The sequence below is a fragment of the Marisediminitalea sp. genome (assembly GCF_984433645.1).
Window position 1 is genome coordinate 1 of the sequence record NZ_CFIDRX010000015.1, and the last position, 18,449, is coordinate 18,449.

Here is an 18,449-nt window from a genome sequence, read left to right on the forward strand (position 1 = left end):
ACTTGAACAGGGGACCTGCCGATTATGAGTCGGATGCTCTAACCAACTGAGCTATAGGGCCATTTGAAATGTTGCGACGCGTTATCATTCGATAAGCGGGCGCAAGTATAAGCAGTTTTTTATGCCTTGTCACCCCATGTCATGCATCCGGTGCGCTTAACTGAGCGAATTTTCATCGCTTTGGGTGTGACTGTCGCTATGTTATCAGTTTGTTGTAAATAATTGCTTTTTTGCACTGGCGAGATTAGTGCAAATTTATTGGTTGTCTGCTATCTTTCAGCTACTTAATGAGAATTTCTTCACATCGGCAATCCATCTGGAGAATAATAATGACTGAAAAACCATATTTGGTTAGTGGCCGAAATACGCTTATTCACAAAATTCGCAAGTTTGACTTATTAATCATCAATGGCGACGAAGCGCCGCCTATTGTTGTTACCTTTCGCGGTATAAAACAATACGAAGGCAAAGTGCCGGATAACAAACGCGAAGCAAAAATGATGGACATGGAGCTGGTTGACGTAACCTCGGGCGAAGTGTTCGGCGATGAAAAAACACTGATTTTTATTCAGACCCTGAATGGCAAAGAATACAAAATTGACTACTCCAAAGCGGGTACGTCTATGTTTATTCGCGTTCATCAGGACAGCATTTTTTAAATTGTGTATTGCAGGTTATTCGTTCGATAACCTGCTTTTTTCAAACCCCTCTACAAAACCCCATCCTTCGGGGTCCAGCGTATTAAACTGCGGTATCGGCTTGGGCGTTCCTTTTAGCTGCACATAGCGACGGTCGTAAATATTAAACTGACATACGTCTTTCGGTGTGGTTTCAGAGGCATTCAGTTCACTCAGCACTCCCCCGTGTCGCAAGCCTTCTGCGACGAGTTCAGAACAAAACCAGCGGTTGAATTTACGTCGGTTATAGGTCAGCCACCTGAACCACTTGTGGTCGTCAAAAGTGTCTATGGCGGCGCCAAACAGCTGCCAGATATCGTAAGACTTATTTAACTGGTCGGCGAGGAAGTCGTGGAATTGAAGCCAGTTCTGTTCAAGCGAAGTCTTTGCGTCGTTGTGTAGTGGCAACCACCAGATATCGCCTTTATAGGTCCGTATGCGCTCCCCAACATAATTGTGCATTACTCCCTTTTTTCCTTTAATCGAGGTCGCTTCTATCATGGTGAGGTCATTCAAGTGCTGGTCTGTCGGGGTGTCGGGGGAATCAATTACCAGTGCTGTGTGCGTGACCACTGAACTTGTTGTCAGTTTGGTCCAGCGCGAAAACAAGCTGGTGCCGCCAAAGGCGATAATGTCACCGGGTGCGATAAGGTGCTTAACATCCTCATACTGTTTATGACTTAACACGGGGTTTTCCTTTTTTACAGATTGCGAAGCGACAATCCGTAAATCGCTAGCTCGCTGCACTTGATTTGCAGTGATGAAGCGATTTACTCCTTTCTTCGAATGTTACAAATTGTGTGGCCTGCGCGATTAACTTTAATGTTAATCCGACCGTTTAACTGCAGTTATATCCCGTTTGTCGCAAAATCTCAAATAGCAGCATTTTAACGTTTCTGAGACAACCTTTTCACTTTCAATCTCTACTGTATAGGTGCGTACCGGAAAGTTTTTGCTGTGTTTCCCTGCGCAGCATCGAGTTAATCAGAGGATAAGATCATGAAAGTTAGTCACCGTATTACTGTTCCACTGGCCGCGGCCACCCTTTTGGTATTCAGTTCAATTGCAGCCGCGGGCTCAGCTCAGGCGGGCACAATGTCTGCGAGTATGGAAAAGAAATTGGTTGCTGTGTGTGAGGCGATTAAAGATAACAACCGACTGTCGCTTTATCGGGCCATTAAAGCCAGTGGCGTAAGTTATCGAACCCTGGCCGAAGGCCTTGTCTGCAATGGGCAGGATATGTATAGCTTTGCGATGAACAACAAGGCAAATGAAACCGGTGCGCTGATCGCGAAACGCACCAATTTAGATGAGCGCAGCTTAACCGCTAAACGATAACGTTTTTTTTCCCTTTCCCTGGGTTTGAGGTTGTCAGGAGGCAGCCTCTTTTTTCAGAAGGTAATTACGTGCTGAACAAATCGCGAACCGAGGTTATCTCGTTCGTTATGACTGAAGGTAAAATGGCGAACGCATTCTCAAGTAGTTTGCGTGAACTTGCATTGCCAGCATTTCGGTGTGAATTTACCCAGGATTTGTTGTCGCATTTTCACCGTCAGGCGACGTTACGAGACCGGGTAGCCATTGTCGGTGAGCAAACTGAACCTGAGACCAGTCTCAAAATCATTGTTGTGGGTTGCCAGGAGCTGGAAAGCCTGTCTTCTGCCCATCCTCGTCCAGCACTAAGCGTACTTTGCGGGTACAACAATCAGCAGGCCATTGACGGGTTTGCGACCGGGATCCACCGTTTTTACCAACCCGACGCACCAGTCTCCCTTCGGCAACAGCAAATGACTGGGCTCATTGAAGCCTACAACGCGCGCCTGAATGCCTTAAAGTGGCACTGGATTATTAAACGCCTGAGTTGGCAGCGGGCTTGTTCGCCGGCCAGGCTCATGCAGGAACTGTCAGTGTTAAAAACACGCAGTACTGCGTCACAACAGCAGGTTTCGTTGCGAAGTAGCAGTGGATGGCATTGCATCGACTGGCAGCGAATTCGTTACGTGGAAGCAGCTGGGGACTACATGTGCGTGTATACGCAGGAAGAAACCCTGATTGTTCGTTCAACGCTGACTGAGTTAGCAACACGCTTGCCCAAAGCGCACTTTGTACGGGTAAATCGCTCAGCGATCATTAATTTGCACCACGTGAAGCGACTGAATAAGGTAAGCCCCACAGTGAATTATGTAGAGCTTCAGGACGGCAGCCGTATTAAGATCAGTCGTCGACTCTTACCCCATTGCCTGCCGCTTTTGGATAGCAATCCTAAGTAGGCATAACGACTGTTTATCTCCTGTATATACGACTCAAGTCTTCTGGTTCGGCCGACTTTGTGCGGTTATGATGGTCAGAATTTCTAATTGAATGAGACAGCTATGCCAAAGGCTATCAGTAGCGCATTGGGTTTTATTGGTATTGTGAGTTGCTATTTAACCGGCGAGTGGTTGGTGCAAATTACCCGTGTACCCTTACCCGGCGCGCTAATCGGTATGTTGCTGTTGCTGGTTATCTTGTTGTTTCGACAAGGGTCACCAGGCGCGGTGGGTCAGGTTGCGCAACCATTGCTGGGTCATATGACCCTGTTATTTGTTCCCGCTGTTGTGGGGGTTATGGCATTTTGGCCTGAAGTGAAGCAGAACCTGACTGGGATAGTACTGGCGCTGGTTATAACAACGGTGCTGAGTATGGGGATTACTGCCAGGATTGCGCAGCAAATATTGAAGCGTAAAGTGCAGGACTCGCGCTAATGGCTGTTACGTCTCTAGCACAAACGCTGACACCAGTATTCTCTGTTGTTAATCATACACTGAGTTGGCAGAGCGCCGCTTGGCTGGGTATCACCCTGGTCTTTTACAGCTTTGCGGTATGGGTATTTCGTCGGTTAAACAATCATCCATTAATACACCCCCTTACGCTTACGGCAATCGCTGTGGGTGTGTTGCTTGGCATTACGGATACCCCGGTGGCGCAATACCATCAATATGCCGGATTACTGCATTGGTTGCTTGGGCCTGCAACAGTCGCTTTAGCGGTACCTCTGTTTAATCAGTGGCAGCGTATACGACATCTCGGCTGGCCATTATTGTTAAGCGTTGCCGTTGGAGGCGTTATTGCACCCGTGTTGGCCTGGCTGATGGTGTATATCATGGACGCGCCACTGGCTATTCAAATGACCATGCTGGTGAAGTCTATTACCAGCCCGCTTGCTATGGAAACCGGGGCGATTATTGGCGGTATACCCGCGTTAGCTGCCGCGTTTGTGATTATCACCGGTATCGTAGGCGCTTTGGCCGCGCCGTTAACTTACAGGGTGTTCAATGTCACTTTACCTGAGGCGCAGGGCGTTCCTCTGGGCTCAGTTTGTCATGCTGTAGGTACGGCAAAAGCACTGCACATGGGCGAGATTCAGGGGGCACTCGCAACCGTGGGGCTATGTGTCAATGGCGTGATGACCGCCGTTGTGTTGCCTCTGTTATTCTAATCTCAACTGAACATTCTTTCGTGTTTTGCCAGTACTCAATATTGGGATATCGATACGGGCGTCTATGCCGTGTCACGGAAACGATTAACCTTTATGTTCGCAAGCATCATTTGCTGCACTCTTAAAGTTGTCACATGCAAGGAAACTTGCGCGTAAACAGGCAATAAACATTGATTTTTACCAGACTACTGCTATTCGTTAAAGAGACCAAACGTCTATGACAGCGAGTTCGCTTTTACTTCTGGATAGCCATGTATTCTGTATTGATTTGTGATGACTCCCTGGTTGCCCGCAAACAGGTGGCCAAGTGTTTACCTCAGGATTGGGAGGTAGCGATCCATTTTGCAAAAGATGGGCAGGAAGCGGTAGGTGCGCTAAAGGAAGGGAAGGGGCAGTTGCTCTTGCTGGACCTCAATATGCCTGTCATGGACGGCTATCAAACGCTCCAGGCTATTCAGTCAGAGGGGTTAAACACCAAGGTTGTGGTGATATCAGGTGACGTGCAACCTGAGGCTCATGATCGCGTGAAAGCGCTAGGCGCAGTGGCGTTTATAAGAAAACCCGTGAGTGCAGCCGAACTACATGACGTTCTGACCTCAAACAACCTGTTAGAGGCCGAGCCAGAGCCGGAAGTCGATACTACGCCGCTGGATCCGGATATTCGTGATTGCTATCAGGAGATAACGAATATCGCGATGGGCCGCGCTGGCGATCACCTTGCCAGAACCCTGAATGTGTTTGTGCATTTGCCTATTCCCAATGTCAATCTTATTGAAGTCACTGAGCTACATATGCTGCTCAGTGACATTGAAACCCACGAACGGGTAAGTGCTGTGTGTCAGGGCTTCGTAGGGCCCGGCGTACAGGGTGAGGCTTTGTGCATTTTAAGTGACTCCAGTCTGGGCGACGTAGCAAAGATTCTGAATATTTCGGGCGATGTAGATGACCAGAAACAACTTGAGCTGTTAATGGATGCGGCCAGTATACTGATTGGAACCTGCCTGAGCGGTATTGCTGAACAGTTAGATGTGTCTTTTGCGCAAGGGCAACCCGTTGTATTGGGGCAGCATCGAAACATCTCCGATATTATTAATACCGGCAAGCTTAAATGGCGCCGCACCCTTGCCATTGAAATCTCATACGGGCTGGAAGGCTACAACGTAGTGTGTGAGTTGATTCTGCTGTTCACTGAGGCATCCATGGAAGTCATGAATTACAAGTTAGCGCATTTACTGGAGGACTTTTAATGAGTGATCAGGCCGTAAGTGAAATGCAGGAGTTTCATTGGATCATCGACATGCTGCAAACCGTGGACGTAGGGATCGTTGTCCTCGACAAGCAATTTAACGTAAAAATGTGGAATGGCTTTATGGAAAGTCACAGCGGCAGACTTCCTTCAGATGTGCGCGACAAGTGCCTCTTTGATTTGTTCCCAGATATCGACCAGGACTGGTTTATGCAAAAAGCCAAGCCGGTGTTCGGGCTTAAAACCAGGGCGTTTATGATTTGGGAACAACGGCCGTATTTATTTAAATTTTCAAACTACCGGCCTATTACTGGTAGCGAAGAATTCATGTATCAGAATATTATTCTGTCGCCGCTAGTGTCTGCCACTGGGCAAGTCGAAAACATCAGTATGATGGTCTACGACATGACAGACATAGCGTCGGGTAAAAAACAGCTTGAAGCGTTACAGGTAGCTCAGAGTGAGGCATTCGAGCGTCAGCATATGCAGCGTCCTGGCCAGTAAATCAGACATCTTCGTCCTTCCTGTCTGTTATTCAATGTGGGTGCCACATCCCTTAAATGCTACTAAACCGGGTTGTTCGGCGTTTCGTCGTTGTCCGAAAAATCACGCTTTCCTTACCGGGTAAAGACGCCGAGGATTCAACCGAATTTTTAGTGATCTGGTCTAAAGCCCCTTTTCATTTTACTGCCAGGTTTCAAAATAAGGGCATGAAATTCTTCTTCATTTCTTTTTGGCTCCTGGTCATCAGTGTCGTTAGCAGTGCGTTTCAGCCTGCCTATGCCCACTATGCTTGTGATGTCGACCTCAATTACGGCGTCGTGGTTAACGACAATCAACTGCGCGTGCTGAAAAAGTACCAGACTCTTTATCAGATTAACGACCAGCAGCAATTGTTTGTGGCTGGCCATTGGTTAAAACTGACACCTGCACAAGCCGGGTTGGTGCAAGAGTATGCCGAGGGGCTACATGCGCTGGTTCCTCAAGTGACATTGCTGGCCACCATTGGGATTGATCTGGCAACGGACACGGTACAGCAGATGTATGAAAGCCTGGTGGGAAGTGACCATGACAGTTATGAGCGGCTGAATGTCGCCATCGACAAAATCAAACATCGCGTGCGTAAGAAGTTCCGTTATGCCAGAGCCAACTATTACATTGGCCCCAGCTCCAGTAACTTGAGTGACGAGTTTGAGGATGATGATTTCGGTTTGCCAATTTCAACCACACTGACCACTTCTGCGGGGGCTATTCTTACTTCCCTAGGCAGTATGGATTCCGACAAACTGGCTATCGATAAACAAGCGATGGACAATATTAACCAGCAGTTAGCGCGTTATGCGTTAAAAACCGGTGTGGATGGCCCGCCAGCCCAAAGTACACTGGCACAGAAGGCCAGGTGGTATTGTGACTATTTTGCGCGTCTTGATGCCATGGAAGCTGAATTGCAAATGACCATTCCGGAAATGGCACAGCTGAATCTCATCGATATCCAGTCACACAGTGAAGAAAACGCAACAACTGAGCGCTAACATGCTCAGATGTTAGTTGTGCGTTTCCCCAAACAAACAGCAATAAAAAAGGCGCTGATACAATCAAGCGCCTTTCTGAGTTTGTCTTGTTTAGTGAAATAGCTTACTTAGTTACAATGGATGACACTGATTGCGACACGTTTTCAGCGCCTTTCAGTATTTCATTCATGACTTCCTGAACCTGAGCAATTTGCTCATTATTTTGCTCAACGTTGGTTTTCACCTTCGTCATTTGCTCTGTGGCCTGTGAGGAGAGTTGTTTGTTCTCGTTTACCACAGACTCAATCTCGATGGTCGACTCACTGGTACGACTGGCTAACTGACGTACCTCATCGGCAACAACGGCAAAGCCTCGACCCTGGTCACCCGCACGTGCGGCTTCGATAGCTGCGTTTAGGGCCAGCAGGTTGGTTTGCTCAGCGATGGCGCGGATCGTAGACACGATCTGTTCAATGTTGCCGGATTGCTCATGAAGCTTTGTCATCAGTGCGCTGGTGGTGTCCACTTCGTGCTGAGTTGCATCTGACACATTTACCGATTGATGTAGTAAATCGCCACCTTGTTTCGCAATTTGTGCAGTTTCTTCTGCGGTAGCGAATGCAAGCTCAGCGGCTTGTGCAATCAGGTTCTTTTCTTCAACCTGTGCGGTGACATTGGTGGCAAACTTAACCACTTTGAACACGTTTCCGTCGGGGCCTTTGATTGGGTTGTAGGTAGCTTCGAGCCAAACCGTATTGCCCTGAGAGTCCTTGCGTTCAAACAAACCGGACTTATGCTGACCGCTTGCCAGTTGAGACCAGAAGCCTGGGTTTTGTTCCACAAACTCGTTGGTGCAGAACATTGCGTGTTTTTTGCCTCTGATTTGCTCGAGGGAATAACCGACGGTGTTAGTAAAATTGGTATTCGCGGTAATAATGGTACCGTCTGGCTCAAACTCAATAACGGCCATAGACGTGTCGAGCGCTTTACTTACTGCCTTTAATGCACTCGTTTCCATAATTTTTGCTGTTACGTCAAAAGCAATTTTTAGCACTGAGGTAACGCGATTGTTGGCATCTTTTACCGGAATGTAAGTGGCCTCCAACCAAATAGTTTCACCATTGGCCTTGCGACGGTCAAACGTTCCCGCCTGGCTCCTTCCATCCCGAAGTTGTTGCCATAGTGCAGCGTATTCAGGGGTATTAGCGTAATTGCCAACGCAAAACATGCTGTGATGTTTGCCCTGTAGGTCTGCTTCGCTGTACCCCATTGCCTGTCTGAACAGCGAATTAGTCTCTAAAATATCGCCGTTTGGGGTAAATTGGATGGTAGCAACGCATTGCTTAATGGAATCAATAATGTGAAGCTGCGCATCAGCTAATGCTGTAAGCTTAGCGACTTCAGCCTTGTGTGTGGCTAAAGATACGATCATGAATTACACCTCAGTAGTACACTCCAAACTTTCATCCATGAAGGCGCATCTTTCGTTAGTAACCCACAAGCGCCATTGCTTCATTCAGAGATTGTCGTTGTTGCCCACTGTTTTTATGTACAAACAGTTCTTATTCGCAAATCACGCACACATTATTATTTTTGATTTATTGTGATAATTTACATTTACTTTACTTAATAAAGTTTAGCATTTCTTTTGCAGTCGACAATTCGCCTAAAGAATAGTTTTTATAAGAAAATTCAATTTAGTTATAAAAACAGGGGTTAATACCTATATAACTATTGGGAATCACCTAATTTCGCTGCTTTTTTGTTCGGTACGATGAAGTTTGAATAGCTTTGATTGTTAATGAAAAGTTGATGTTTTTGTGGAGAAGTGGTAGAGAGGTCCTACCACTGCAGATTGCTGAGATTAGAGCTGTGTTTTTACTGCCGTTGCAAAGGCAACATGAAGTTTGTGGTAGGCGGCTTCGTTTATAAAATGCGGATACACAGTATCACCGTGCCAGACTTCCGTGCTGCCATCGAAGTGCTGAAAGATGGGCATGCCCTGGTCAAGTTCAGCGAAGTCCCGGTCCTGTAATTGCGGGTGTATCATCGCTAGTCTATGGCCTTCCGTATCCAGTGGATACTGAATGTTTTCGATAAATCGAAAGGCATCACAGCTCGGCAATGCGGGCACGGCTTGTTGGTTGTAAAGCTGAACAAAAGCTAAAATGACTTCCGCCATTTTTTCGGTGAGAGAATACACATCTGCGCGAAGTAAACCCTGTGGTTGCGCGCCTACTTCAATCATCAGGCCGCGTTTGCCAAGCGTACACAGATAAGGGTGTTCCTGAGGCGGCTTTTCGTCTTCTACTAATACGTTAGCCTCTGGCATATGGTGTTTAACATATCTGGCAAGCTGCACGTGGAATTCGTCGGCTTCCAGAATGATTAACGTAGCGCCCATACTGCTGGTTGTATTGTGTATGTCGATAACAAGATCAAAGTCGGACTTACCTTTCGGGCCCAGTGTTTCATTCAACTGTTGAGCAAGACGCGCTTCAAGGCAAGTTGGAGAGGCTGACAGCTTTTGTGGAGTAAACTGGCGATTTAAGTCTTCTTCCAGAAATCGAACATTGGCGTCCATTGCCGCGGTATTGGCAAATAAACAGTCTATGTCCAGATCACTGAATGCACCTGGAATACCGTGTCTTATCCAGTTACTGACTAACTGAATTCCGCTCATTTCATTGCCGTGGGTGCCCCCGACAATCGCAATCTTCTGCAACATATAACCTCTAGTGTTTAAAAAAGTCATCCTGCTGTTGGGCGAGCATGGCTTCGATTTCCTCAATGTCTATTTCTTCGGGAGACGGCGTTTGCGCTGGCGTTGAAATGACTTTTTCTTCTGACGCCCATTCACCAAGGTCAATTAACTGACATTTTTTACTGCAAAATGGACGGTATTCACTTTCTTGAGACCAGACCACATCAGTCTGGCAGGTTGGACATTTTACTTTCACGGCTAACACGCTGCTATATCAAATTGTACATGTTGTTCTACTGCGCCCGAACGCCCCTCCGGCGGATTAAAATACATAAACCTGAGTGCGTAACGGTATTTATTACCACTTAACGTCGGATAAAAATCGGTACCACTTGCGCAACGAATACGGATCAGTTCGTTTTTATCGTCGGCGACACCCTGATAGAAACCATTGTTTGCGGTTTCTGTTGAATATACCGAACGCTCGCGCAGGAACGACAGGGTAATACTGATTGCTTCTTCAGTAAGGGCAAAACATTGAATCCACTGTTTAACATCTTCCTGTCGCTGAGCAATTGGCAGGTGCATCCAGTAGTGCAGGTTGGGTAAATCGAAACTGCAGGTTGCGCCAGGAATCGCAAAGCGCTGGCGGATGCTGGCTAAAAATTTGTCGTCTTTTAAGGCCGCACTGATTTTCTTACTCTGCTTAAGGTTGTCGCGAATAGTGATAATAGTGCGCAGGGTTTGTTGCAGAGCATCGTTGTCGATATTAGGTAACTGGGACCAATGCACCAGGTTCTTTTCGTGCATATCCAGGTCTTTCACTATATCGGTACGAATGTCGATGCGTTCGAACAAATCTAACAGCGTGAATAACTGCTCGAAAAAGTACAGCTGCATGCCAGCGTCCAGGCCTGACGCGCCCGCTTTAAGTTGCCCCATTAGCTGCTCGATACGCAGGTAATTGCGAACTTTTTCTTTCAGCGGAAATTCATACACTGTGAAGTTTGCCATTCAATTCCTCAGTACCGGTTTATCTCAACAGACTACCAGTCCGGCCGTAAATTTTCCAATACATCCGTGGGCTAACCCAACGAATATGCCAGCATTTGCGCTAAGTGGATTGTGAAGCTTTTACAAGTCCACTGGCATTATTTTCCCAATTGGGAAAAGAGTATAAATCTAAATTTGAAATAGTTTAAGTATTTCAATCAATTATGTTTTATTTAGTGACTGGAATAACGATTGCATTGTTAACAACATGGTAAACGCTCAGGCGATAACCATACCGATGCTTAATTCATTTACAAGGAGTGATTTATGGCTACGTCAAAACGCGCTACAAATGGTGCAGACACATCAACACATCCCATGACCGATAAACTGCAGTCAACGCTGCATGAGTCTGTCGATACGTTGGCCGAAAAGGCCGGTAACGCGGAAGCGTCAATGCGGGAAACATCATCGGCAACGGCCGATAATCTGGCCGCCCGAAAACGGTTGGCCAAGCAGAAGTGGCAGCAATCAAAAGTACGTAACTACGCGGTGGAAAATCCACTTGCCACGGCAGGTATTGCGTTTGCTGCAGGTATGTTGGTAACAACATTGCTGAAAAAATCGAAGTAAGCACTATGCAACCAGCTAACGATAACATGTCAGCCTACACAGAGACGAAAACAGACTGCGCAGATGCGCAGCAAACCGCGTCCACTCCGGATCCTACCGTCGAAGAGATTGTAGAATTGGCTACGGACGCTTTGCATGCCAAGCAATATGAGTGGTCTGTTAAGTGGGCGTGGGTAAAGGCTGAAGCCAGACTTGTCAGAAAATCCATTTTGGTTACCGCACTGGCAACACTGGCAGCCTTTGCACTGGCATGTTGTTGTTGGTTGCTGGTTAACATAAGTCTTGCTGCTACTTTACACCACTTCGCAGTTCCGCTGGTCGCAATCGCACTTGGACTGCTCTTTATTAACGGCGCACTGTGTTGGTTAGCCTGGCGAACAGCATCAAAGGCGTTAACACTGGTGTCACTAAGCAGTATTGTTGAAGTATTGACCGGATCTAAACAAGAGGCGGTATCAGATGATTAATTATCTGTTGCGAAAGGAACTTACAGAGCGTCAAAAATGGCGGGAGCACGCCAAAGAAGCAGCGGAAATCAGTGACTACTGCCGTGATGAAGCAATAACGGCGGCAACGCAATGGCTGGCAACCCCAGTCGGGTTATTAAGTAGTTTTTCACTTGGTGCAGTAAAGGCCGGGCAGGAGTCTGAGTCTGGAACATCAAAAGGAAGAAAGCGCCATGCCCTGTGGCGATTTGCACAAACCGTCGCCCGTTCTCAGCTTTTGTAATTAGTTAGATTGCGATGCTAATGCCTGATACGTTGCGTGCAAAGCTTTCACCTGCTCACAGGTATGTTCGGGCGTAAGGCTGTTGTCAATCACGTCATCAGCAACGGCGAGACGCTGTTCTCGTGTAGCTTGTGAGGCAATAATACTTCTGATAATGGTTTCACTACTGCCATCACGCTGCATGGCACGAGCCACTTGCATGTCTTCCGGGCAGTCCACTACGGTCACTCTATCGACCATGCCAGTCAGATCATTTTCAATTAACAATGGTACTGCCAGAATGCCATACGACGACTTAACGTTTGCTGCGGCCTGTTGCATTGCATGACGAATACGAGGGTGCAGGCAAGCATTTAACCAGGCTTTTTCTTCTTCGTTACTGAATACGCGTTCCCGCAGAGCAGCGCGGTTTAGTTCTCCTGATGCAGTGACAATACCTGAACCAAAATGTTCAACGAGTGCGCTGAGGCCTTCACTGCCCGGGGCAACCACGTCGCGGGCGATGATATCGGCATCGACAATGTCGACACCCAACCGGGCAAACGTATCGCTTACCAGTGTCTTACCGGAGCCAATGCCGCCAGTCAGGCCCACAAGGAAAGGGCGGCTTTGCGCAGATACTGCCATTTAGCTGAATACCCAATTGAAGTACGCAGTTTTAATTTCTTGCTGATAGAGCAGGGCTATCCAGCCCGCAATGGCGAGGTACGGACCATAAGGAATGGCCAGGTTTTTACCCTGACGTTGTTTAATCATGATCACCACACCGAAAATAGCACCCACAAACGATGACAATAACACGATAATCAGCAGGCCCTGCCAACCGGTGAATGCACCCAATGCGGCCAGCAATTTGAAATCACCGTAACCCATGCCTTCTTTACCGGTAAGTAATTTGAATAACCAGTAAATACTCCACAGAATCAAATAACCAAACGCTGCGCCCAGAATGGCATCCTGTGGGGAAACAAATACGTGATCAAGACTCAGTAACAAGCCAAACCATAATGCGGGTAGGGTGAGTTGATCGGGGAGCAGCATTTTGTCCAGGTCGATAAAGGTCATGGCAACCAGCAACCAGGTTAATACCACGCCGGCCAAAGCCGCTTTGCCAGGGCCGAAATGCATAGCAATCCACACCGACAGTACCGCAGTAAGCAGCTCTACCAGCGGATAGCGTATAGATATGGACGTTTTACAGCCGGCACAACGCCCGCCGAGTATGGCGTAGCTGATTAAAGGAATATTCTCCCAAAAACGGATTTTGTGTCCGCATTTAGGGCAGGTGCTGTCGGGTTTAACTAAATTATAGCGTTCAAAGACTTCTGGTTTGTCGTCGGGGTGAAAGTACCCCTGATACTCCTGTTTCCAGGCCCGCTCCATCATGATGGGTAATCTATGAATGACCACATTGAGGAAACTGCCAATCATCAGGCTGACAATGCCTACCATGCTGTAGAAGAACCAGGGCGAAGAAAGACTCAGATCAATAATAGGTTGCATGTGGCTTCGTCGGGTATGAAATCTGGATTAAAAACTAACGCAAGAATAACACCTTAGCAGGCGTTACACTACCATACCCATTTGGAAGATTGGCAAATACATCGCAACGATCAAACCACCAATGACCACGCCCAGCACCGCCATGATCATAGGCTCCAGCAAGCTGGTTAGCCCGTCAACCATATCATCAACTTCCGCCTCGTAAATGGTGGCGATCTTACTGAGCATTTCGTCGACCGCACCGGATTCTTCACCAATGGCAATCATTTGCGTCACCATGTCGGGGAAGACATTGGTGCCGCGCATGGCGGTATTCATTTGGATACCACCTGCGACTTCTTTTCGAATAAACAAAATTGCATCGCGATACACCGCGTTGCCCGATGCGCCAGCGGCTGATTCGAGAGCGCCGATAAGCGGTACACCGGCCGCAAACGTTGTTGCCAGTGTGCGGGTAAAGCGGGCGATTGACGCTTTTTTCAGGATTTCGCCAATCACCGGGACTTTGAGTAATTTAGCATCAATACTGTCGCGTAGATCTTTGGACTTGGCGTAATATTGTTTGAACAGGTAACCGGCTACCGCCATGCCGGCGGCGATAAATACCCCAAAGTCCTGCACGAACCTCGAAATCGCCAGTACAAATAAGGTAAAGGCAGGGAGTTCAGCGCCAAAACTCGAGAAAATCTCTTCAAACTGAGGCACAACGAAAATAAGTAGTACAGCTGTAACGATAAAGGCGACCACTAATACCGCGATAGGGTAAAACATGGCTTTCTTAATTTTAGACTTTAACGCTTCGGCTTTTTCTTTGTAGGTAGCAATTCGGTCGTAAATGGTTTCCAGTGCACCTGAGTGCTCGCCGGTTTCAACCAAATCGCAGTAAAGGTCATCGAAGTGTTTAGGGTGTTTGCGCAGCGCTTTTGAGAGTGGATTACCGGCTTTTACCTCATCACCAATTTGCGTGAGTACTTTGCGCATCTCGGCTTTAGCATGACCCTTTGCCAACATGTCGATGGTTTGAATCAGCGTAACGCCGGCGGCTAGCATGGTAGCTATCTGACGCGAAATAACACACACATCAGCGGCGGTTATTTTTTCTCGCCCTTTGCCAAACATTGGCTTGGACAGTTTTCTGACTTTGGTGGCAGAAATGCCCTGGCGACGTAACAGGTTTTTCGCTTCCTGAATGGACTTGGCACTGGTCTCGCCTTTGATGGTTTGACCTTTCTGATTTTTACCCTGCCAGGTATAGGTTGTCAGTGATTCTGTTTTGGCCATGTAATTTCCACCTGTTCAGAAAGCAAAAAGCCCAGCTTAAACTGGGCTTTTGATTATGTCATCTGATTAGCACAGTGCTGCGTCAGAACAAGACTCTGCCCAGGTTACTTTACCAGTCGCCGCGTCAAGTGTTGCAGTCAGCGTGTAAGTCTGGCCAGACAGACCGCTACCTGTAATTGCAGTGGCAACCAGAGTACCAGAAGTAGACGAGGCCGCTGTCCAGGTTACAGAGTTAACCAGGCCACTAGCAGTTGAAATGTTAGCTGGAACACCATTTGAACCAGCACCACATGAAGTTAAATCCAGTTCAGTTTGTGCACAGACTTCGATGCCAGTTTTGTGTGCCTGAGTAGCCAGCGTTACTTCAGAGAAACGCGCTTTAGTGGTGTAGTTCTGATAAGCCGGTAAGGCTACCGCAGCCAGAATACCGATGATAGCTACAACGATCATCAATTCGATTAAGGTAAAACCTTTGTTATTCAGTTTGATATTTTGCATGGTCACATCTCCGGGTCGCGTAAGCGATAACAGTCATTTTGCATAAAGTTTAAAGTTGATACCTGGTTCGTCGTCACTTACGTCCCCGGTACTTGATTCTCAGTATAGAACCATCTAAGCATCTGACAAGTATTAGAAATTATACTCATGTCTATATTTGCTGCCATGTAGGGTGTATGCGTTTATACCTAACACTCTGCCAACTGATATCAGGGTCGCCAGAGGCCTTACAATACCAGCCTTAGCGACAGATCAATGGCACTCACGTTCTTGGTTAATGCACCCGATGAAATAAAATCGACACCCAATGTTGACAGGGTTGACAGACGCTCAGACGTTACATTACCTGAGACTTCCAGTTTACAGCGTTTTTGGTTAATGCTAACTGCGCGTTGGATCTGTTCGTTGGTAAAGTTGTCCAGCATCACAATGTCGGCCCCGGCATCGATTGCTTGTTGCAGCTCGTCCAGTGATTCCACTTCCACTTCCACCGGTTTACCGGGTGCCAGTTGTCGCGCATTGGAAACGGCTGTAGCGATGTTGCCGCAACCGGCGATATGGTTTTCCTTTATAAGGAAAGCATCAAATAAACCAATACGGTGGTTTTTACCGCCGCCGCAAGCGACTGCGTATTTTTGGGCCAGACGCAGGCCAGGAAGTGTTTTACGTGTATCCAGAATACGTGTTTCGCTATTTTCCAGCAGACTAGCGTAATAAGACGTCACTGTTGCCGTCGCTGACAGCAGTTGCAAAAAGTTTAGTGCAGTGCGTTCTGCGGTAAGCAATGCGCGAGCTGAGCCTTTTAAGGTAACGAAAGTGGCGTTCGCTTCAACCTTGTCGCCGTCCTCTACCATCCAGTGCTGTTCAATTGTGCTGTCGACCAGCGTAAACGCGGCCTTTGCCCAGGCTACACCACACACAACACAGTTTTCGCGGGTAATAATTGTGGCGGTTGCCTGTTGAGAGGCAGGGATCAGGTTTGCGGTAATGTCGGCACTGGCATCGGCATTTCCACCGAGATCCTCGGCCAATGCAGCGGTAACCTGATTGTTGATTTCGTCCTGAGAGGGTAAAGGTTGTTGGCTCACAATAGCTGTCTTCTTAGTTTAAGGTACGCAGTATTAAGGTGTTTCCACGCTGGGTAAACTCGAGCTGCTTCAAAGCGCTCATGCCAAGTAATACATGGCCGGACTGCATGCCTGGGTTAATATTGGCGTCGACATTATACAGGGTTATTTGCCCAATGCTGAGTTTGTTGATCTCTGTTTGGTATACCGTGACGGTGCCATTGGCTGTATTTGCCAAGCCAGCCCTGCCTCTGGTTAATCCCAGCTCACCGGCCAGACTGGCGGGCACGGCAACATCTGTGGCGCCGGTGTCTACCAGAAACACCACGGGGATATCGTTTATGGCGCCAGTTACCACATAGTGACCTTGTTTATTTTGCACCAGATTCACAGTAATCTGATTGCCCTGAAAGGCACTTTCCGGCTGACTATTCGGATTGATTTGCTTTTCCAGCAGGTCACTAAACACATATATAAGTAATGCAAATGCACTGACCCATGCCAGGATCAGCATCCACTTGGCTGCTCCGTTGTGTTGGTTGTCAGCAGAGGTCATACCGGCTCCGGATTTTTGTTGTGATTATAATGCTTCACTGTCACACTATCCCACATTGCTGAGAATGGGTACACGCTACACAATAAAGGTATGGAAAATCAATCAGAAGCGATCACTTATTCCGCGGCTTTACGCAAAGCCTCGCCGTTTTATGACGAGCGCCCGGATGCGGCAGATGTCAGCTTGTTAGTGATTCACAATATTTCGTTGCCACCCGGGGAGTTTGGTACGCCAGGCATAGAGCAGCTCTTTACCGGGACTATCAACCCCGATGACCATCCTGTGTACCCGGAAATCGCGCATTTGAAGGTGTCTGCGCATTGCGTTATTCGTCGCAACGGCGATGTCGAACAATACGTGCCTTTTAATTATCGGGCGTGGCACGCCGGGGTGTCGTCATTTCAGGGCAGACAAAAGTGTAATGACTTTGCCATAGGCATAGAAATGGAAGGCACCGACGTGTTGCCGTATACAGATGCCCAATACAACAGCCTTATAAAGGTAAGCAAAGAAATCCTAAACCAATATCCGCTGATTACGCTTGGCAGGGTAGTGGGGCACAACGATATCGCACCCGGCAGAAAAACTGACCCGGGTGTCGCTTTTAACTGGCCAGCATACCGACAAGCGCTGGCTGCAATTCTGCAGGACCGATAACATGATATTGATCAGTGTATTGTTAGTATTGGCAATAGAGCGCTCGATGCGCAAAACGCCAGGCTGGCATATTGAGGCCCACCTGGCGAAATACCTGGACTGGGCGCAATCGCAATCGTGGATCAATAAACAATCTGCGCAACTCAGATTGATTATTCAGGTTGCGCTTCCGGTTGTTATAACGTTTGTTATTGCACAATGGGTATTTAGTGGGTTTATCAGCTTTGTTTTACAAAGTGTGCTGTTGTACCTGTGTTTAGGCAGCGATAGGTTAAGAGATACGTACAAGTCATTCTTGCAGGCAGCAGAGCGAGGCGATTTAGAGGCCTGTCATTTATACACGGAACAACTAGGCCATTGCACCGCTTTGGATATTGAAACTGACGAAAGCCAGCAAGGCAAAAGTTTCGGTCAGCATTTACTGTGGTTGAACTACCAGCACTATGCCGCGGTGATTATTTGGTTTGCCGTGTTTGGTGCAGCCGGCGCTATTCTTTACGTTACCAGCCGTGAGTGGTACCGCTTAACCTGTGAAAGTGCCGATGAACGCGCCGACAGACTGGCTACCTGGATGCATATTCTGGATTTTGTCCCGGCCCGCATTACCGCTTGTGGTTTGTTGTTAGTCGGTCATTTTTCCCGTGCAATGCCGGTATGGCTGAAATACTTAACACATCCTGCGGTGCCTGCAGAGGTGTTACTGACGGAGGTGGCGTCCAAAGCCGAGGAAGTGGAACTAAATGACGAACAGTCCCGCGACCCTGCGTGTGAACCCAAAGCGCTGGTTACATTAGCGAAACGCAACGTTATGCTGATTCTGGCTGTCATTGCAGTGTTAACCATGTTGGGGTTAATTGATTAAAACCCTATCGCAGCGCAGTAGTTAACCTACACCATTAAAAACGCCGCTTGCTTA

At 47.6% G+C, this 18,449-nt stretch carries 24 protein-coding genes and 1 pseudogene; 13 read left to right on the top strand and 12 right to left on the bottom strand.

Features of this window, described 5'->3' with window-relative positions:
• Window positions 1-329: 329 nt before the first annotated feature.
• Window positions 330-659, top strand: a complete 330-nt coding sequence (locus AC4MRN_RS03630; RefSeq protein WP_155015645.1) for a hypothetical protein — start codon at window positions 330-332, stop codon at window positions 657-659.
• Between the two features lie 15 nt (window positions 660-674).
• Here AC4MRN_RS03630 and AC4MRN_RS03635 read toward each other — a convergent pair whose 3' ends face one another.
• Window positions 675-1,364 (bottom strand): hypothetical protein, encoded by a 690-nt coding sequence (locus AC4MRN_RS03635; protein WP_073319792.1) that lies wholly within the window; start codon window positions 1,362-1,364, stop codon window positions 675-677.
• 312 nt (window positions 1,365-1,676) lie between these two features.
• Between AC4MRN_RS03635 and AC4MRN_RS03640 the strand changes: the two genes are divergently transcribed.
• The 7 genes from AC4MRN_RS03640 to AC4MRN_RS03670 all read left to right on the top strand — a co-directional run bounded on the left by AC4MRN_RS03640 (window position 1,677) and on the right by AC4MRN_RS03670 (window position 6,933).
• The gene (locus AC4MRN_RS03640; protein WP_073319789.1) at window positions 1,677-2,015 is read left to right on the top strand and encodes a DUF3718 domain-containing protein; all 339 of its coding nucleotides are present in this window, start codon (window positions 1,677-1,679) and stop codon (window positions 2,013-2,015) included.
• Window positions 2,016-2,083: 68 nt separating this feature from the next.
• On the top strand, window positions 2,084-2,947 hold the full coding sequence (locus tag AC4MRN_RS03645; RefSeq protein WP_491202539.1) for a LytR/AlgR family response regulator transcription factor: 864 nt from the start codon (window positions 2,084-2,086) through the stop codon (window positions 2,945-2,947).
• A gap of 102 nt (window positions 2,948-3,049) precedes the next feature.
• Window positions 3,050-3,421, top strand: a complete 372-nt coding sequence (locus AC4MRN_RS03650; RefSeq protein ID WP_491202540.1) for a CidA/LrgA family protein — start codon at window positions 3,050-3,052, stop codon at window positions 3,419-3,421.
• The gene (locus tag AC4MRN_RS03655) at window positions 3,421-4,155 is read left to right on the top strand and encodes an LrgB family protein (RefSeq protein ID WP_084526268.1); all 735 of its coding nucleotides are present in this window, start codon (window positions 3,421-3,423) and stop codon (window positions 4,153-4,155) included. The genes AC4MRN_RS03650 and AC4MRN_RS03655 overlap by 1 nt, the downstream gene beginning before the upstream one ends.
• 251 nt (window positions 4,156-4,406) lie before the next feature.
• The gene (locus AC4MRN_RS03660; RefSeq protein WP_370243016.1) at window positions 4,407-5,402 is read left to right on the top strand and encodes a response regulator; all 996 of its coding nucleotides are present in this window, start codon (window positions 4,407-4,409) and stop codon (window positions 5,400-5,402) included.
• Window positions 5,402-5,905: a PAS domain-containing protein gene (locus AC4MRN_RS03665; RefSeq protein ID WP_073319777.1), complete on the top strand. Its 504-nt coding sequence runs from the start codon at window positions 5,402-5,404 to the stop codon at window positions 5,903-5,905. The genes AC4MRN_RS03660 and AC4MRN_RS03665 overlap by 1 nt, the downstream gene beginning before the upstream one ends.
• 206 nt (window positions 5,906-6,111) lie before the next feature.
• Entirely contained in the window at window positions 6,112-6,933 is an 822-nt protein-coding gene (locus AC4MRN_RS03670; protein ID WP_162359936.1) for a DUF2884 family protein, read from the top strand.
• 103 nt (window positions 6,934-7,036) lie between these two features.
• On the opposite strand, the gene AC4MRN_RS03675 is transcribed toward AC4MRN_RS03670, so the two are convergent.
• The 5 genes and pseudogenes from AC4MRN_RS03675 to zapD form a co-directional block, all read right to left on the bottom strand.
• Window positions 7,037-7,462: a methyl-accepting chemotaxis protein gene (locus tag AC4MRN_RS03675; protein WP_370243075.1), complete on the bottom strand. Its 426-nt coding sequence runs from the start codon at window positions 7,460-7,462 to the stop codon at window positions 7,037-7,039.
• Window positions 7,463-7,573: 111 nt separating this feature from the next.
• Window positions 7,574-8,344, bottom strand: a pseudogene (locus AC4MRN_RS03680) (PAS domain-containing protein); the annotation flags it as partial.
• A 432-nt stretch (window positions 8,345-8,776) separates the two neighbouring features.
• Window positions 8,777-9,640 carry an aspartoacylase gene (locus AC4MRN_RS03685; protein WP_370243020.1) on the bottom strand — a complete coding sequence of 288 codons (864 nt, stop codon included), beginning with the start codon at window positions 9,638-9,640 and terminating at the stop codon, window positions 8,777-8,779.
• Between the two features lie 7 nt (window positions 9,641-9,647).
• Complete coding sequence (yacG, locus tag AC4MRN_RS03690; protein ID WP_073320990.1) at window positions 9,648-9,872, bottom strand: DNA gyrase inhibitor YacG; 225 nt, start codon at window positions 9,870-9,872, stop codon at window positions 9,648-9,650.
• 2 nt (window positions 9,873-9,874) lie between these two features.
• The gene (gene zapD, locus AC4MRN_RS03695) at window positions 9,875-10,630 is read right to left on the bottom strand and encodes a cell division protein ZapD (protein WP_073319768.1); all 756 of its coding nucleotides are present in this window, start codon (window positions 10,628-10,630) and stop codon (window positions 9,875-9,877) included.
• A gap of 306 nt (window positions 10,631-10,936) precedes the next feature.
• Here zapD and AC4MRN_RS03700 point away from each other — a divergent pair, with 306 nt between their 5' ends.
• From AC4MRN_RS03700 to AC4MRN_RS03710, 3 genes are read left to right on the top strand one after another with little or no spacing between them, the layout of a single operon-like run.
• Complete coding sequence (locus tag AC4MRN_RS03700; RefSeq protein ID WP_491202541.1) at window positions 10,937-11,242, top strand: DUF883 domain-containing protein; 306 nt, start codon at window positions 10,937-10,939, stop codon at window positions 11,240-11,242.
• A 5-nt stretch (window positions 11,243-11,247) separates the two neighbouring features.
• Window positions 11,248-11,709: a hypothetical protein gene (locus tag AC4MRN_RS03705; protein ID WP_491202542.1), complete on the top strand. Its 462-nt coding sequence runs from the start codon at window positions 11,248-11,250 to the stop codon at window positions 11,707-11,709.
• A complete protein-coding gene (locus AC4MRN_RS03710; RefSeq protein WP_491202543.1) occupies window positions 11,702-11,971 on the top strand; it encodes a hypothetical protein in 270 nt (89 codons plus the stop codon). Before AC4MRN_RS03705 ends, AC4MRN_RS03710 begins: the two co-directional genes overlap by 8 nt.
• Here the strand turns inward: AC4MRN_RS03710 and coaE are convergent, their stop codons facing one another.
• From coaE to AC4MRN_RS03740, 6 genes are all read right to left on the bottom strand, one after another.
• Window positions 11,972-12,598: a dephospho-CoA kinase gene (gene coaE / locus AC4MRN_RS03715; RefSeq protein ID WP_491202544.1), complete on the bottom strand. Its 627-nt coding sequence runs from the start codon at window positions 12,596-12,598 to the stop codon at window positions 11,972-11,974.
• Window positions 12,599-13,474 carry a prepilin peptidase gene (locus AC4MRN_RS03720; protein ID WP_073319754.1) on the bottom strand — a complete coding sequence of 292 codons (876 nt, stop codon included), beginning with the start codon at window positions 13,472-13,474 and terminating at the stop codon, window positions 12,599-12,601.
• 63 nt (window positions 13,475-13,537) lie between these two features.
• Entirely contained in the window at window positions 13,538-14,755 is a 1,218-nt protein-coding gene (locus AC4MRN_RS03725; protein ID WP_073319751.1) for a type II secretion system F family protein, read from the bottom strand.
• A 66-nt stretch (window positions 14,756-14,821) separates the two neighbouring features.
• Entirely contained in the window at window positions 14,822-15,253 is a 432-nt protein-coding gene (locus tag AC4MRN_RS03730; RefSeq protein ID WP_073319748.1) for a pilin, read from the bottom strand.
• A 227-nt stretch (window positions 15,254-15,480) separates the two neighbouring features.
• Window positions 15,481-16,341, bottom strand: coding sequence for a carboxylating nicotinate-nucleotide diphosphorylase (nadC, locus tag AC4MRN_RS03735; protein ID WP_491202545.1), 861 nt, complete (start codon window positions 16,339-16,341; stop codon window positions 15,481-15,483).
• A 13-nt stretch (window positions 16,342-16,354) separates the two neighbouring features.
• On the bottom strand, window positions 16,355-16,876 hold the full coding sequence (locus tag AC4MRN_RS03740) for a retropepsin-like aspartic protease family protein (RefSeq protein ID WP_245819125.1): 522 nt from the start codon (window positions 16,874-16,876) through the stop codon (window positions 16,355-16,357).
• 90 nt (window positions 16,877-16,966) lie between these two features.
• Here AC4MRN_RS03740 and ampD point away from each other — a divergent pair, with 90 nt between their 5' ends.
• A complete protein-coding gene (gene ampD, locus AC4MRN_RS03745; protein WP_073319743.1) occupies window positions 16,967-17,533 on the top strand; it encodes a 1,6-anhydro-N-acetylmuramyl-L-alanine amidase AmpD in 567 nt (188 codons plus the stop codon).
• Window position 17,534: 1 nt separating this feature from the next.
• The gene (gene ampE, locus AC4MRN_RS03750) at window positions 17,535-18,395 is read left to right on the top strand and encodes a beta-lactamase regulator AmpE (protein ID WP_255053426.1); all 861 of its coding nucleotides are present in this window, start codon (window positions 17,535-17,537) and stop codon (window positions 18,393-18,395) included.
• The last annotated feature ends 54 nt before the right edge of the window (window positions 18,396-18,449 follow it).

What these genes read in the sequence shown, in the direction of transcription:
- AC4MRN_RS03685 (WP_370243020.1), bottom strand. Translation starts at nt 9,640, where the DNA reads ATGTTGCAGAAGATTGCGATTGTCGGGGGCACCCACGGCAATGAAATG.
- coaE (WP_491202544.1), bottom strand. Translation starts at nt 12,598, where the DNA reads ATGGCAGTATCTGCGCAAAGCCGCCCTTTCCTTGTGGGCCTGACTGGC.
- AC4MRN_RS03705 (WP_491202542.1), top strand. Translation starts at nt 11,248, where the DNA reads ATGCAACCAGCTAACGATAACATGTCAGCCTACACAGAGACGAAAACA.
- zapD (WP_073319768.1), bottom strand. Translation starts at nt 10,630, where the DNA reads ATGGCAAACTTCACAGTGTATGAATTTCCGCTGAAAGAAAAAGTTCGC.
- ampE (WP_255053426.1), top strand. Translation starts at nt 17,535, where the DNA reads ATGATATTGATCAGTGTATTGTTAGTATTGGCAATAGAGCGCTCGATG.
- AC4MRN_RS03725 (WP_073319751.1), bottom strand. Translation starts at nt 14,755, where the DNA reads ATGGCCAAAACAGAATCACTGACAACCTATACCTGGCAGGGTAAAAAT.
- AC4MRN_RS03740 (WP_245819125.1), bottom strand. Translation starts at nt 16,876, where the DNA reads ATGACCTCTGCTGACAACCAACACAACGGAGCAGCCAAGTGGATGCTG.
- ampD (WP_073319743.1), top strand. Translation starts at nt 16,967, where the DNA reads ATGGAAAATCAATCAGAAGCGATCACTTATTCCGCGGCTTTACGCAAA.
- AC4MRN_RS03670 (WP_162359936.1), top strand. Translation starts at nt 6,112, where the DNA reads ATGAAATTCTTCTTCATTTCTTTTTGGCTCCTGGTCATCAGTGTCGTT.
- AC4MRN_RS03665 (WP_073319777.1), top strand. Translation starts at nt 5,402, where the DNA reads ATGAGTGATCAGGCCGTAAGTGAAATGCAGGAGTTTCATTGGATCATC.
- AC4MRN_RS03640 (WP_073319789.1), top strand. Translation starts at nt 1,677, where the DNA reads ATGAAAGTTAGTCACCGTATTACTGTTCCACTGGCCGCGGCCACCCTT.
- AC4MRN_RS03730 (WP_073319748.1), bottom strand. Translation starts at nt 15,253, where the DNA reads ATGCAAAATATCAAACTGAATAACAAAGGTTTTACCTTAATCGAATTG.
- AC4MRN_RS03720 (WP_073319754.1), bottom strand. Translation starts at nt 13,474, where the DNA reads ATGCAACCTATTATTGATCTGAGTCTTTCTTCGCCCTGGTTCTTCTAC.
- AC4MRN_RS03660 (WP_370243016.1), top strand. Translation starts at nt 4,407, where the DNA reads ATGTATTCTGTATTGATTTGTGATGACTCCCTGGTTGCCCGCAAACAG.
- AC4MRN_RS03655 (WP_084526268.1), top strand. Translation starts at nt 3,421, where the DNA reads ATGGCTGTTACGTCTCTAGCACAAACGCTGACACCAGTATTCTCTGTT.
- AC4MRN_RS03650 (WP_491202540.1), top strand. Translation starts at nt 3,050, where the DNA reads ATGCCAAAGGCTATCAGTAGCGCATTGGGTTTTATTGGTATTGTGAGT.
- AC4MRN_RS03630 (WP_155015645.1), top strand. Translation starts at nt 330, where the DNA reads ATGACTGAAAAACCATATTTGGTTAGTGGCCGAAATACGCTTATTCAC.
- AC4MRN_RS03700 (WP_491202541.1), top strand. Translation starts at nt 10,937, where the DNA reads ATGGCTACGTCAAAACGCGCTACAAATGGTGCAGACACATCAACACAT.
- AC4MRN_RS03710 (WP_491202543.1), top strand. Translation starts at nt 11,702, where the DNA reads ATGATTAATTATCTGTTGCGAAAGGAACTTACAGAGCGTCAAAAATGG.